The organism is Ornithinimicrobium jinqii (assembly GCF_045032595.1).
Lineage (GTDB): Bacteria > Actinomycetota > Actinomycetes > Actinomycetales > Dermatophilaceae > Ornithinicoccus.
Genome location: NZ_JBJFZS010000029.1, coordinates 97713 through 111560, shown reverse-complemented (window position 1 = coordinate 111560; position 13848 = coordinate 97713). Strand labels below are relative to the sequence as shown.

Here is a 13848-nt window from a genome sequence, read left to right as displayed (position 1 = left end):
TAGGGTGAGCGCCATGGCCTTGACCTTCGAGACCTCGCCCGTGCCGGCGGAGTGGAACGCCCGGATCGCGGCGACCCCGAACCGGGGGAACCTTTTCCAGAGCTTCGAGCTCGGCGAGATCAAGCGGATGGCCAGGTGGACCCCGAGGTATGCCGTCGCCGACGGGGTCGCGATGACGATCCACGAGAAGTCCGCGCCCGGGTTCGGCACGGTCTGGTACGTCCCCAAGGGACCCTGCGTCGCCGACACCGACCAGCTTCGACAGGTCGTCGCCCAGCTCACCGAGACCGCCCGCGCGGAGGGCGTCCTCTTCATCCGGGTCGAGCCGGAGATCCCCGAGACGCCCGAGGCGATCGCGGCGATCGAGGACATGGGGCTGGTCCGCACCCACCCGGTGCAGCCCAACACCTCCACGGTGATCCACGCGCTGCCGGCGTCCGAGGACGAGCTGATCGCGTCGTACCCGTCCAAGACCCGCAACATGGTCCGGCGCGCGATCCGCGACGGCGTGGTCAAGGTCGAGCGGGCGCCCGACACCGACGAGACCTACGAGGTCATGTGGAGCCTGTGGCAGGAGGTCGTCCACGACCAGGAGCTGGCGGTGCGCAGCAAGGACTACCACGTGCGCTCCTGGCAGATCATGGTCCGGGCCGGCATCGCCCAGGTGCTCATCGCGCGCGCCGACGACACCCCGGTGGCCTCCGCGCTGATCACCTGCGTGGGCGACTCCGCGGCCTACAAGGAGGGCGCGAGCCTGCGCGAGCGCCCCGTGCCGGGGGTCAGCCAGCTCGTGCAGTACGAGGGCATGCGCTGGGCGATCGAGCGCGGCGCCCGCACCTACGACATGATCGGCGTGCCGCACAGCAGCGAGCTCGACGACCCCAGCCACCCCCGGCACGGCATCGGCAAGTTCAAGCGCGGCTTCACCAAGGACGTCATCGACTGGGTGGGTGCCTGGGACATCGTGCTCCGCCCGCGCAGGTATGCCGTGTGGGGCCGCCTGGGCGAGCGGGTCGTGGCCCGGGTGCAGCGTCGGGAGCCTGGCGACACCTTCTGGTGAACCGGGGTGCCGGGCGGCACTCCCCCGCCTGCGTCAGCGGCGCCTCGTGGTGCGTGCGGTCGCCGGCGCCGCCCACGGGTCCTCCGGCCACGGGTGCCGGGGGTAGCGTCCCCGCAGCTCGGCCCGCACCTGCTGGTAGGGCCCCGACCAGAACGACGCGAGGTCGTCGGTCACCGCCACCGGTCGCCGCGCGGGACTGAGCAGGTGGAAGAGGGTGCCGACCCGGCCGTCCACGAGGCGCGGCGTCTGCGCCAGCCCGAAGCACTCCTGCAGCTTCACGGCCAGCACCGGCGGCGCGTCGGCGTCGTCGTGCGGCGGGTAGTCGACGGCCACCCGCGACCCGCTGGGGACGGCCAGCCGCTCCGGCACCAGCTCGTCCAGCCGGGCGGCCTGCGGCCAGGGCAGCAGCCGCCGCAGCGGGTCGGTCAGGTCCAGGCGGTCGACGGAGGTCCCACCGGCGAGCCGCCTCAGCTCCGGGCCGAGCCACTCCTGCAGCCGTGCGGACAGCGCCGCGTCGGACACGTCGGGCCACGGCTCCCCGAGCACCCGGTGCAGGAGCGCGAGACGTCGACGCAGCGCGTCGGCGGCCGGCGACCAGACCAGCAGCCCCAGCCCCTCCTCGGCGAGCGCCCGGGCGACCGCCCTGGCCCCCGTCTCCCGGTCCGGCCGCACCGGCGTGGACGACAGCTCGATGGCCCCGACCGCGTCCACCTCACGGGCCACCACCCTCCCGGCGACGAGCGTGGCGCGCACCTCCCGGGACCGCAGCCGCGAGGTGGCCAGCTCCACCGCCTCGCGCCCGATCCCGGCGGCCAGCCGCACCACCGCGCCCGTGCCCGCCGCGACCCGCCCCTCGGCACGCGCCACGTCGGCGACCGCGATCCACTCGAAGTGCTGCAGGGGGCTGCCCGGCGGCAGCGCGGCCCGGGTCCCGGACGCCAGCAGCCACGTCGCCCCGTCCCGGCGCGCGACCCGGGCGGGGTGGGCCAGGGCGACCACGAGCCCGGCGACGTCCTGGGCCGGGACCCCACCCCCGGGGAGGCCGGGCGCGCCCGCCGCCCCCGGGTCCGCCCCGACGAGCCGCTCCAGGCGACCCACCTCGGTGCGCCACCGCGCCGCGCCCGGTGCCCGGCCGGAGCGCAGGCCCTGGAGGAGCCCGGCCAGGTCGGCGTCGGGTGCGCGGTGGTCGTCGGCCAGCGCCGCGACGACCTCGGCCGTGGCCCGCGCGCCGACGGTCGCCGCCCCGACGAGCAGCGCGCGCGCAAGCCTCGGGTCGGCCGGGACGCGCACGACCCGCACCCCCTCGTCGCTCACCCGTCCGTCGGCCTCGACCAGCCCGAGCGCGCGCAGCGTCCCCTCCGCCGCCGTGATCGCGGCCGGCGGGGGTGGCGTGAGCATCGGCATACCCTCGCCGCGGGGTGATCCCCACGCGGCCAGGAGCAGCGCCGCGCCCGTGAGGTCGCTGGAGGCGATCTCCGGCGTGAGGTGCTCGGGCGCGTGCGAGTAGGTGCCCTCGTCGAGGCACCGGACCACGGTGCCGGGTCCCAGGCGGGCGGCGCGCCCGGCGCGCTGGGTCATCGCCGCCCTGGACGCCTGCACGGTCACGAGCCCGGACATGTCGCGCCGCTGGTCGCGCCGGGGCTCCCGGGACAGGCCGGCGTCGACGACCAGCCGGACGCCGGGGACGGTGAGCGAGGACTCGGCCAGCGCCGTGGAGACGACGATGCGCGGACGGTCGCCGGGACGGCGCCCGGAGACCGCACGGTCCTGGGCGCGCGGGTCGAGCCGTCCGTGCAGCGGCAGTGCCTCCACGTCCGGCGACAGCCGTCCCAGGTGCTCGACGACCCGGTCGACCTCGCGGGCACCCGGCACGAAGACGAGGGCGTCGGTCGTCGGGTCCGCAGCCACCGCCCGGGCGTGGTGCCGCGCGGCCGTCGTGGCCACGTGGGCCAGCAGGGCGTCGCTCACCCCGCGTGCGTCGGTGCGCAACCCGGTCGGCGGTGCCCACACCACCTCGAGCGGGTGCTGGGCGGAGGGGTGGTCGACCACGGGTGCCGGGGCGTCGGCGTCGCCGAGCAGCCGCGCGAGCGCCGTGGTGTCCAGGGTCGCCGACATCGCGACGAGGAGCAGGTCGGGGCGCAGCTGCCGGACCTCGGCCAGCATGCCGACGAGCAGGTCGGTGTCCAGCCCGCGCTCGTGGACCTCGTCGAGGACCACGGCGCCCACGTCGCGCAGCTCCGGGTCGGAGAGCAGCCGGCGCAGCAGGATCCCGGCGGTGACGAACTCGACGACGGTGCCCGGCCCCACGTGGCGCTCGCCACGGACCGTGCTGCCGACCAGCCCGCCCTCGGCCGTGCCGGTGAGGGACGCCAGCCGTCTCGCGGCGGCCCGGACGGTGACGCGACGCGGCCCGGTGACCACGACCCGCCCCGGGCCGGCGCCACGGTCCGCGAGCACGGTCGCGACGAGGGGTGGCACCAGCGTGGTCTTGCCGGCGCCCGGCTCGGCCCGCACCACGGCGACGCCCCGCGCCGCCAGTGCGCGCCTCAGGTCCGGCAGGGCGTCCGCGAACGGCAGCCCACGGCCGACGACCTCGAGGTCGAACCCGGCCCCGGGACGGGCGGACGGACGGCTCACGCCCGGTCCTCGCCGGCCGACCGCACCTCCGCCACCGTCCCCGGCCGGCGCCGGCGCCCGGGCCGCAGCCTGAGCAGCGCGACGAGGCCGACCCCGCGGGCGACGGCGCGCAGCGGCCGGGCCAGGCTCGCACCGACCACGACGCCGAGCGCGATGGCCACGACGATGATCGTCACGCCGACGACCGCCCCGACCGCGCGGTCGGGGTCGAGCTCGAGGCCGGTGACCGAGACCAGACCCAGCGACCCGGGGACGAGCAGCCAGAAGCTGGGCAGGAAGGCCACGGCGCGCGGCAGCTGCGGCCGCACGAACTCCACCACCGTCGAGACGAGGCTGGCGGCCGTCGCCCCGAGGAAGGCACCGACCCACAGGGCGTCGGTGAGCGAGACCCCGAGCCACTGGGCCAGGTAGGTCGCCAGCACGGTGAGGAGCAGCCAGGGCACGAGGGAGACCGGCACCGACTCCAGGAGGGAGATGGCGATCGTCACCACGACCACGCCGAGCAGCGGCGCCCACCACCCCAGGTCGACGACCCGCGTCGGGAGGAGGTCCTCCCCCGGCACCCGCAGCAGCACGATCGCCGCGCCGACGCCGAGCGCGAAGAGCAGCATCTGGGAGGTGCCGTGGGCCAGCCGCGAGGTGCCCGCCACCATCGACCCGGCGGCCAGCTCGGTCAGCCCGGTGACGATGGCCGCCCCGGGAAGCATCACCGCGATCGGCGGCACGAGCGTCCACAGCGGGGCGTCGACCAGCCCCTGCCCGGCGGCCGCGAACGCCGCCACGGCCACGACGAACGCGGCCAGGAAGGGCATCAGCGTCCGGACGGTCGGGCTCCGGCCGGCCAGCACGAGCAGCAGCATCGTCAGCGGTGCGAGCAGCCCGGCGAAGAGCACGGACGGCCAGCTCGGGACGAGCACGAGGGCGATGCCGACGCCGGAGGCCACGGCTCCGGCGAAGAGCCCGACGAGCGCGTAGCGGTGCGGCTGCGCCCGGAGGGTCGACAGCCGCGCCAGCGCCTCGTCGGCGGACAGCGTCCCGGTGCACAGCCCGGCGTGGAGGGCGGTGGCGTCGGCGAGCTGGTCCAGCCGCAGGCCGCCCTCGACCGCCTCGAAGGTCGACGGCTCACCTGGCCCGAGCGCCAGCAGGATGCCGGTGGGCGAGCAGGCCACCTGGACCGCGCCGCGCCCCAGTGCGGAGCCGGCGGCCCGGACGTCGTCCTCGACCTCGTGGACCGGCATCCCCCCGGCCAGCAGCGCCGCGCCCAGCCAGGCGAGCAGTCGGCGGGTCCGGGTCTCGGCAGGCTCGGGGGTGGGAGGCACGCCCCCCATTGTCACCCGCGGGGCGCGAGTCCCCGACGACTCAGTAGAACAGCGGGTTGGCCTTCGCGGTCAGCCGGCGGTAGACCGGCATCCCGACCCGGTCCCAGGCGCGGAAGACCCGCGGCTTCAGCACCAGCTGCATGGTGCCCACCTGGTCCACGATCGGCGCGAACGCGGTCTTGAACTGCACGAGCGGGAAGAGCTTGTGGTCCTCGTCCTCGGCCTGCCAGCTGGGCGGCGCGCCGTACATGTCGTAGGTCGTGGCGCCGTGCTCCTTGCACCAGCGCATGGCCTCCCACTGCACGCGGTACTGCAGCCCGTTGCTGTCCTTGGTCCGCCGCGAGCCGCCGTCCTTGTAGTAGCCCAGCTCCCCGCGGTGGATGATGAACGCACCGGCCTCGTGCTCGCCGCCCTCGCGCGGGCGGGCCAGCACGAAGTGCCCCAGACCTGCGTCGATGTAGCGGCGCCACGCGTCCTGGTGGTAGTCGGGGTGGCGGTGGTCGACCCCTGCCCGCTCCATCGTCTCCGAGAACAGCGACCACATGATGGCCAGGGCCTCGGGGTCGGTGCGGTGCTCGACGACCGCCTCGTCGGTCTTGCGGATCGTGCGGCGCGCGCGCTGCCGGAAGGAGGCGAGGAGCTCGGCCTCGTCCGGCCGGAGGTCCACGAGCACGGTGTGCTGGCCCTGCTGCAGGTCGGGCATGGAGCGCATGCCGGGCACCGAGGCGATGAGGTCCTCGCGGTCCTGCGGGGAGGTCGCCGACACCGACGGCTCGAGGACCACGGCGAACGCCCGTCCGTCGGCGCGCAGGTCCTCGAAGCAGGCCCGCGCGTGGTCGGCGTCGGCCACGCGGGGTCCCATGGGGCAGTACCAGAGCTCGCCGAACGGCGGCACCCGACGGTAGAGGTAGAGCGCGTGCACGGGCTCCCGGTCGGGGTGCTCGTGCACGAGGTATCGGGCCTTCCAGACCGGGGCCTTGAGCTCGGCGTAGGTGCGGCACTGGTAGAGCTCGGGACCACCGGGGTTGCCCCAGACCAGGTCGTCCCACCGGGACAGCTCGTCGGGGGTCGCCTCGCGCAACGTCATACCCGCACCCTAACCGGCGAGGGGGCGCCCACCGGACTCGGTGGACGCCCCCTGACGGGACGGGCAGCGCGGGTATGCCGCGCGCCGCTCAGCTGGTCTGCTCCTCCTCCACCGGCACGGTGTCCGGGACGGCGGAGGGCTTGTCCTGGCCGGCGAAGGTGAAGGCGGCGTCCCTGCCCTCGCCGGCGACGTCCACCACCACGATCTGACCGGCGCGCAGGTTCCCGAAGAGGATCTTCTCGGAGAGCTGGTCCTCGATCTCGCGCTGGATCGCGCGGCGCAGCGGCCGGGCGCCGAGCACGGGGTCGTAGCCCTTCTTGGCGAGCAGCTCCTTGGCCGCGGACGTGAGCTCGATGGCCATGTCCTTGTCCTTGAGCCGCACGTCGAGCTTGGCGATCATGAGGTCCACGATCTGGACGATCTCGGCCTGCGACAGCTGCGGGAAGACGATCGTGTCGTCCACGCGGTTGAGGAACTCGGGACGGAAGTGCTGCTTGAGCTCGTCGATGACCTTGTTCTTCATCCGGTCGTAGCTGCTCTGGGTGTCCGGCCCGGCCGAGAAGCCGAGCGAGATGCCCTTGGCGATGTCGCGGGTGCCCAGGTTGGTCGTCATGATGATGACGGTGTTCTTGAAGTCGACCACCCGGCCCTGGGCGTCGGTCAGCCGACCGTCCTCCAGGATCTGCAGCAGGCTGTTGAAGATGTCCGGGTGCGCCTTCTCGACCTCGTCGAAGAGGACCACCGAGAACGGCTTGCGCCGCACCTTCTCGGTCAGCTGGCCACCCTCCTCGTAGCCGACGTAGCCGGGGGGCGAGCCGAACATCCGCGAGACGGTGTGCTTCTCGGAGTACTCGGACATGTCCAGCGTGATGAGCGCGTCCTCGTCCCCGAAGAGGAACTCGGCGAGCGCCTTGGCCAGCTCGGTCTTGCCGACGCCGGTGGGGCCGGCGAAGATGAACGAGCCGCCCGGACGACGGGGGTCCTTGAGGCCGGCGCGGGTGCGGCGGATCGCCTGGGACAGGGCGCCGATGGCGTCGTCCATGCCGATGATCCGCTTGTGCAGCTCGTCCTCCATGTGGAGCAGCCGGCTGGACTCCTCCTCGGTGAGCTTGAAGACCGGGATGCCGGTGGCGGCGGCGAGGACCTCGGCGATCAGCTCCTCGTCGACCTCGGCGACGACGTCCATGTCACCGTTCTTCCACTCCTTCTCCCGCTCGGCGCGCGCCTGCGTGAGCTTGTGCTCCTCGTCGCGCAGCCGGGCCGCCTTCTCGAAGTCCTGCGCGTCGATCGCGGACTCCTTCTCCCGCTTGGCGTGCGCGATCTTGTCGTCGAACTCGCGCAGGTCCGGCGGCGCCGTCATCCGGCGGATGCGCAGTCGCGCGCCCGCCTCGTCGATGAGGTCGATCGCCTTGTCCGGCAGGAACCGGTCGTTGATGTAGCGGTCGGCCATGTTGGCTGCGGCGACGAGCGCACCGTCGGTGATCGAGACGCGGTGGTGCGCCTCGTAGCGGTCGCGCAGGCCCTTGAGGATCTCGATGGCGTGCGAGAGCGTCGGCTCGGCGACCTGGATGGGCTGGAAGCGGCGCTCGAGGGCCGCGTCCTTCTCGATGTGCTTGCGGTACTCGTCCAGGGTGGTCGCGCCGATCGTCTGCAGCTCGCCGCGGGCCAGCATCGGCTTGAGGATGCTGGCGGCGTCGATCGCGCCCTCGGCGGCTCCGGCCCCGACGAGGGTGTGGATCTCGTCGATGAACAGGATGATGTCGCCGCGGGTGCGGATCTCCTTGAGGACCTTCTTCAGCCGCTCCTCGAAGTCACCGCGGTAGCGGGAGCCGGCGACGAGCGCGCCGAGGTCGAGGGTGTAGAGCTGCTTGTCCTTGAGGGTCTCGGGGACCTCGCCGCGGATGATGTCCTGGGCCAGGCCCTCGACGACGGCGGTCTTGCCGACGCCGGGCTCGCCGATCAGCACCGGGTTGTTCTTGGTGCGCCTGGACAGCACCTGCATGACCCGCTCGATCTCCTTGCCGCGACCGATGACAGGGTCGAGCTTGCCCTCGCGGGCGGCCTGGGTGAGGTTGCGGCCGAACTGGTCCAGCACGAGCGAGCCGGCCGGCTGGCCCTCGGGGGCACCGGGGCCGACGCCCGCGGACGCGGTCTCCTTGCCCTGGTAGCCCGAGAGCAGCTGGATGACCTGCTGGCGCACCCGGGGCAGGTCGGCCCCGAGCTTCACGAGGACCTGGGCGGCGACGCCCTCGCCCTCGCGGATGAGTCCGAGCAGGAGGTGCTCGGTGCCGATGTAGTTGTGGCCCAGCTGCAGGCCCTCGCGCAGCGACAGCTCCAGGACCTTCTTGGCCCGGGGCGTGAAGGGGATGTGCCCGGTCGGGGACTGCTGCCCCTGACCGATGATCTCCTGCACCTGGTGGCGCACCGCGTCCAGCGAGATGTCGAGGGACTCCAGCGCCTTCGCCGCGACCCCCTCGCCCTCGTGGATCAGCCCGAGCAGCAGGTGCTCGGTGCCGATGTAGTTGTGGTTGAGCAGCCGCGCCTCTTCCTGCGCGAGCACCACCACGCGCCGCGCGCGGTCGGTGAACCGTTCGAACATGCCTTACTCCTCAACTATCGTCGTGGCACGCCCACGGTGAGCTGGGACGGTGTCCGCAGCACCCACCGTGCGCAGGCCGGACCTTCACTCTACGTGCCATCTGCTGGGCACAACGCCTGTGCACACCCCCGATGTTCCGCCGGGGGGCCGTGTTCGCCCCTGGCGAAATCGGAGGTCAGCGGCGGCGGCCGGTGCCGAAGATCGAGCGGGTGATCTCGCGGCCGATGACGGTGCCCGCCGAGCGCATCATGGACCGGAACGCCGTCGAGCCGACGACCTGCCCGACGAGCCCCTCGTCCTCGGCGCGGGAGCGTCGCGACCCGGACGACCGCTCTCGCTCGGGCTCGGCCCGCTCGACCCGCTCGACCCGCTCGGCGGCCGCCGCTGCCTCCGCGGACGCGGCCGCCTTCTGCAGCCTGGCCGTGAGCATCTCGTACGCGGACTCGCGGTCCGCCACCTCGGCATACCTGGTCCGGATCTGCGAGGCCTCCACCACCTGGGCGAGCACGCCCTCCTCGGACGGACCGATCCGCCCCTGCGGTGCCCGCAGCCGCGTGACCGCGACCGGTGTCGGCGCGCCCTTCTCCGACAGCACGGTGATCGCGGCCTCGCCGGTGCCCATCGAGGTCAGCACCTCGGCGAGGTCGTACTCGCTGGTGGGGAAGGTGGAGACGGTCGCCCTGAGCGCCTTGGCGTCGTTGGGGGTGTGGGCGCGCAGCGCGTGCTGGACCCGGTTGCCGAGCTGGGCCAGGACGCTGTCCGGCACGTCCTTGGGGGTCTGGGTGACGAAGAAGACGCCGACGCCCTTGGAGCGGATCAGCCGCACCGCCTGCTCGACGGAGTCGAGGAAGGCGTCGGAGGCGTCGTCGAAGAGCAGGTGCGCCTCGTCGAAGAAGAAGACGAGGGTGGGCCTGTCGGGGTTGCCGACCTCGGGCAGGTCCTGGAAGAGGTCGGCGAGCAACCACATGAGGAAGGTGGAGAAGAGGACCGGCTTGTCCTGGACGCCGGGCAGCTCGAGGCAGCTGATGACACCCCTGCCCTCGGCGGTGGTGCGCATGAGGTCCGAGGTGTCGAACTCGGGCTCGCCGAAGAAGTCGTCACCACCGGCCGCCGAGAGCGCCACCAGCTCGCGCAGGATCACGCCGGCCGTCGACTTCGCCAGCCCGCCCAGGCCCTTGAGGTCGCCCTTGCCCTCGTCGCTGACGAGGTGCTGGATCACGGTGGTGAGGTCCAAGAGGTCGAGGAGGGCCAGGCCCTGCTGGTCGGCCCAGTGGAAGACGAGACCGAGGCTGGACTCCTGCGTCTTGTTCAGGCGCAGCACCTTGGACAGCAGGGTGGGGCCGAAGGAGGTGACGGTGGCGCGCACCGAGGTCCCGACGCCCTGGCCCCCGAGGTGCAGCAGCTCGAGGGGGTATGCCGTGCCGCTCCACTCCTGCGCCAGGGCACCCATCCGCTCGTCGATCTTCGCGTTGGCGGTGGCCGGGGTGGCCATCCCGGTGAGGTCGCCCTTGATGTCGGCGAGGAAGACGGGGACCCCGGCGTCGGAGAGCTGCTCGGCGAGGACCTGCAGGGTGACGGTCTTGCCGGTGCCGGTCGCGCCCGCGACGAGGCCGTGGCGGTTCATCGAGCTCAGCGGGAGACGGACGACGGCGTCAGGGACGACCTCTCCCCCCTCGAGCGCGCCGCCGAGCACGATGCTCGGCTCGGTGAAGGCGTACCCCTGGCGGATCTGGTCGATCTGGCTGCTGGTCTGGTCGCTCACACCGCAGACAATAGACTGCGCCGCATGATCTTCAAGGGCGTGGGCGACGGGCGCCCCTACCCGGCGCACGGGCTGGACGACGCCCGCGACTGGGCGCACCTGCCCCCGCGGATGCTGCGCCTGGAGCAGCTGGTGACGACCCGCGCCCAGCTCGACCTGCACGTGCTGCTCTCGCCCGACTCCACCTTCTACGGGGACATCTTCTGCCACGTCGTGAAGTGGCAGGACGAGCTCTACCTCGAGGACGGGCTGCACCGCGCCCTGCGGGCCGCTCTCCAGGGCCGACCCGTGGTCCACGGGCGTGTCCTCGACCTCGACCACCCCGCCGGTCGTTAGCCTCGGACGGCCGAAGGGAGTCTGCTCGTGGGATACGTCCGTACTGCCGGCATGTCCACCGCCGCCCGCCGGGGCAGGCGCCGCGCCATGCTGGTCATCCTCGCCCTGCTCGTGGGGCTCCTGCTCGTCTTCGCGCTGTCGCTGGCCTACGTCCAGGGCTGGCTGGGCACCCCCGGCGGCGGGGCCGACGGCTCCGCGTCCACCACCGCCGTGGTCGCGCCGGCGCCGTCGCTGGAGCCCTCGCAGGTGACGGTCAACGTCTACAACGCGACCAGCACGGCCGGCCTGGCCGGCCGGACGGGGGACGCGGTGCGGGCCCGCGGCTTCACCGTCGGCACGGTGGCCAACGACCCGGAGGGTGCGCAGATCGAGGGCGTGGGCGTGATCCGGCACGGCGAGCTGGGGCTGGAGGGCGCGCAGCTGCTGCTCGCGTCGGTCCCCGAGGGGGTCGAGCTGGTCGACGACGGCCGTGGCTCGGCCTCGGTCGACCTCGTCCTGGGCGACCAGTGGCAGGACCTCCCGGCGGTCGACGGCGCCACCACCACCGGGGGTCCCACGACGGAGGACGGCTGAGCCCATGGAGCACCACCCGCACGAGGTCCGCCTGTCCCGCCGCATCGCGGCCCCGCCCGCCGACGTGTGGCAGGTCCTCACCGACCTCGACCTCGCCACCTCACGGCTCTCCCAGGTGACCGAGCTGCACCAGATCACGGGCGGTCCCTACGCCGTCGGCACCCGGTGGCGCGAGACGCGTCGGATGATGGGCGCCTCGGACACCCAGGAGATCGTGGTCGTGGAGAACGACCCGCTGCGGCGCACCGTGACCGAGGCGGTCGACGGCGCCACCCGCTACCGCACGACGATCCTGCTCGAGTCGCTCGACGACGCCGTCGCCACCCTGGTGACGGTGACCTTCTCGGCGGCTGTCACCGACCCGTCGCGACTCCAGCGCCTGGCCCTGCGCGTCGTCGCCCCCCTCGGCCTCAAGCTCACCGAGAAGTCCCTGCGCACCGAGCTGGACGACATCGCCCGTGCCGCCGAGTCCCTCCCCCACTGACCCCACCCCCCGCCGGACCCACGACCGAGACTGCCGGGCGCGCGATTTCGACCACTCTGCGTGGTCCGGTACCCTGACCGGCGGTGGCGTGTCCGAGCGGCCTAAGGAGCACGCCTCGAAAGCGTGTGAGGGCGCAAGTCCTCCGTGGGTTCAAATCCCACCGCCACCGCCGTGTCCCCCCGAGGACGCAAGGACCCCCGAGCCAGACGGCTCGGGGGTCCTGTCGTCGGTCCGTCGTGCCGTCCCGGAGGCCGAGACGGGCGGGCGGGCGGTTCACCAGCCCGGCGGCGAGCGCTGCCGGGCGACCTGGGGCTCGGGCCCCCACCCGCCCAGCGTGTCCGGCTGCCGCGGGGAGGCGTGCAGCACCCCCGGCCGTGGCCGGGGCGCCGGCCGAGGCAGCACCGGTCGACCCGGACGGTCCCGGAAGCCGGAGGCGATGATGGCGTCGAACTCGGCCCGCAGCCAGTCCTCGTCCGCGCACACGAGGTCCCAGAAGTCCTCGTCGCGCGCGACCCTTACCAGGTCAGCGGTTCCTGCGGCGTCGTTCGGCACTGTCCACCTCCTCCCTGCTCCGGTCAGGCGCTGATCGCCTGGCGCTCCTGCGACCCGCGGGTGACCTCGATCTTGCGCGGCTTGGCCTGCTCGGCGACGGGGATCCGCATCGTCAGCACCCCGGCGTCGTAGCTGGCCTCGATGCGCTGGGTGTCCAGGTTGTCGCCCAGCACGAGCTGCCGGCTGAACATGCCCCGCGTCCGTTCCGCGGCCAGCATCTCGCGGTCCGGATCGGTGACCGGGCGCTCGGCCCGGACGGTGATCACGTTGCGCTCGACGTCGAGGTCGATGGAGTCCGCCTGGACCCCGGGCAGGTCGAACTCGATGACGACGGTGTCACCCTCCCGCCACGCGTCCATCGGCATGACCGACGGTCGAGCCATCGTGCCGGTCGCGCCGAAGACCTGCTGGGAGAGCCGGTCCAGCTCCCGGAACGGGTCGGTGCGCATCAGCATCGACACCACCTTCTTCTCCTTCCTGTGGGTATCATGTGCGTGGTCGGCCACCGACAATCTGTGGTGGCTGCTACAGATTTCATAGCACTTCACCTGTCAGGACGCAAGAGGTGACCTGGCACGAAGCCCCAAGGACGAGATGACCCCTACGCGCGAGCAGGTGCACGACTCGGACCACGGTGTCTACGGTATCTCGGTCGCCGCCGAGCTGGCCGGCATGGCGGCGTCCTCACTGCGCCTCTACGAGACCCACGGGCTCCTCGACCCGGACCGGACCCCTGGCGGGACGCGGCGCTACAGCGTCAACGACCTCGACCGGCTGCGCGCCATCGCCCAGCTCCTCGACGACGGGGTCAACCTTCCCGGCATCGCCCGCGTCCTGGCGCTGCAGGCCGAGAACGAGCGCCTGCGCGACCGCTGCGCGCGACTGCACACCCGCCCGGCGTGATCCTGCAGCACCGCACGACCCCGTCACGGGCGACGGCCCGCGAAGAACCCCAGCAGCAGCGCCGCTCCTTCCTCCGCGAGGACCCCGCCGAGCACGTCCGGCCGGTGAAGGGCGCGGCGGTCCCGCGGCAGGTCCCAGACCGAGCCGCACGCCCCCGCCTTGTCGTCCCAGGCAGCGAAGACGATCCGCTCCACCCGGGACAGCACCGCCGCCCCCGCGCACATGGCGCACGGCTCGAGCGTCACGACCAGCGAGCAGCCGTCCAGCCGCCACGACCCCAGAGCCTCGCCCGCAGCCCGCAGGGCGACCACCTCGGCGTGACCCGTGGGGTCGTGCTCGGCCTCCCGCACGTTGCACCCCCGCCCGACCACACGGCCGCCGCGGTCGACCACCACCGCCCCGATCGGCACGTCGCCCGAGCCGGCCACCCGACCCGCCTCCGCGAGCGCGAGCCGCATCCACACGGCATACCCGTCCTGCCCCCAGCCGGGTCCGCCGAGGTGTTCCGCGGAACCGTCCACGGGCTCGGCGTCAGG

General features: G+C 73.3%; 13 protein-coding genes and 1 tRNA gene. 6 read left to right on the top strand and 8 right to left on the bottom strand.

Features of this window, described 5'->3' with window-relative positions; all coding sequences use genetic code 11:
• The first annotated feature begins 13 nt into the window (after window positions 1-13).
• Window positions 14-1060, top strand: a complete 1047-nt coding sequence (locus tag ACI3ET_RS13800; RefSeq protein WP_405033641.1) for a lipid II:glycine glycyltransferase FemX — start codon at window positions 14-16, stop codon at window positions 1058-1060.
• Between the two features lie 33 nt (window positions 1061-1093).
• Here the strand turns inward: ACI3ET_RS13800 and hrpB are convergent, their stop codons facing one another.
• The 5 genes from hrpB to ACI3ET_RS13775 all read right to left on the bottom strand — a co-directional run bounded on the left by hrpB (window position 1094) and on the right by ACI3ET_RS13775 (window position 10464).
• Complete coding sequence (gene hrpB / locus ACI3ET_RS13795; protein WP_405033640.1) at window positions 1094-3697, bottom strand: ATP-dependent helicase HrpB; 2604 nt, start codon at window positions 3695-3697, stop codon at window positions 1094-1096.
• The gene (locus tag ACI3ET_RS13790) at window positions 3694-5016 is read right to left on the bottom strand and encodes a threonine/serine exporter family protein (protein ID WP_405033639.1); all 1323 of its coding nucleotides are present in this window, start codon (window positions 5014-5016) and stop codon (window positions 3694-3696) included. Before ACI3ET_RS13790 ends, hrpB begins: the two co-directional genes overlap by 4 nt.
• A 40-nt stretch (window positions 5017-5056) precedes the next feature.
• Window positions 5057-6103, bottom strand: a complete 1047-nt coding sequence (locus ACI3ET_RS13785; RefSeq protein ID WP_405033638.1) for a lipid II:glycine glycyltransferase FemX — start codon at window positions 6101-6103, stop codon at window positions 5057-5059.
• An 88-nt stretch (window positions 6104-6191) separates the two neighbouring features.
• The gene (locus ACI3ET_RS13780; RefSeq protein WP_405033637.1) at window positions 6192-8702 is read right to left on the bottom strand and encodes an ATP-dependent Clp protease ATP-binding subunit; all 2511 of its coding nucleotides are present in this window, start codon (window positions 8700-8702) and stop codon (window positions 6192-6194) included.
• Between the two features lie 175 nt (window positions 8703-8877).
• Window positions 8878-10464 carry a helicase HerA-like domain-containing protein gene (locus tag ACI3ET_RS13775; RefSeq protein WP_405033636.1) on the bottom strand — a complete coding sequence of 529 codons (1587 nt, stop codon included), beginning with the start codon at window positions 10462-10464 and terminating at the stop codon, window positions 8878-8880.
• Between the two features lie 24 nt (window positions 10465-10488).
• Here ACI3ET_RS13775 and ACI3ET_RS13770 point away from each other — a divergent pair, with 24 nt between their 5' ends.
• The 4 genes from ACI3ET_RS13770 (at window position 10489) to ACI3ET_RS13755 (ending at window position 12026) form a co-directional block, all read left to right on the top strand.
• On the top strand, window positions 10489-10800 hold the full coding sequence (locus tag ACI3ET_RS13770; RefSeq protein ID WP_405033635.1) for a type II toxin-antitoxin system VapB family antitoxin: 312 nt from the start codon (window positions 10489-10491) through the stop codon (window positions 10798-10800).
• A 51-nt stretch (window positions 10801-10851) separates the two neighbouring features.
• Entirely contained in the window at window positions 10852-11373 is a 522-nt protein-coding gene (locus ACI3ET_RS13765; protein ID WP_405033634.1) for a LytR C-terminal domain-containing protein, read from the top strand.
• A 4-nt stretch (window positions 11374-11377) separates the two neighbouring features.
• Complete coding sequence (locus ACI3ET_RS13760; protein ID WP_405033633.1) at window positions 11378-11857, top strand: SRPBCC family protein; 480 nt, start codon at window positions 11378-11380, stop codon at window positions 11855-11857.
• 82 nt (window positions 11858-11939) lie between these two features.
• Window positions 11940-12026: transfer RNA gene (locus ACI3ET_RS13755), tRNA-Ser, on the top strand.
• Window positions 12027-12130: 104 nt separating this feature from the next.
• Here the strand turns inward: ACI3ET_RS13755 and ACI3ET_RS13750 are convergent.
• Complete coding sequence (locus ACI3ET_RS13750; protein ID WP_405033632.1) at window positions 12131-12409, bottom strand: hypothetical protein; 279 nt, start codon at window positions 12407-12409, stop codon at window positions 12131-12133.
• 23 nt (window positions 12410-12432) lie between these two features.
• Window positions 12433-12864: an Hsp20/alpha crystallin family protein gene (locus tag ACI3ET_RS13745; RefSeq protein WP_405033631.1), complete on the bottom strand. Its 432-nt coding sequence runs from the start codon at window positions 12862-12864 to the stop codon at window positions 12433-12435.
• Between the two features lie 139 nt (window positions 12865-13003).
• On the opposite strand from ACI3ET_RS13745, the gene ACI3ET_RS13740 reads away from it, so the two are divergent.
• On the top strand, window positions 13004-13312 hold the full coding sequence (locus tag ACI3ET_RS13740) for a MerR family transcriptional regulator (RefSeq protein WP_405033630.1): 309 nt from the start codon (window positions 13004-13006) through the stop codon (window positions 13310-13312).
• 23 nt (window positions 13313-13335) lie between these two features.
• Here the strand turns inward: ACI3ET_RS13740 and ACI3ET_RS13735 are convergent, their stop codons facing one another.
• Window positions 13336-13770 carry a nucleoside deaminase gene (locus ACI3ET_RS13735; RefSeq protein WP_405033660.1) on the bottom strand — a complete coding sequence of 145 codons (435 nt, stop codon included), beginning with the start codon at window positions 13768-13770 and terminating at the stop codon, window positions 13336-13338.
• Window positions 13771-13848 lie beyond the last annotated feature (78 nt).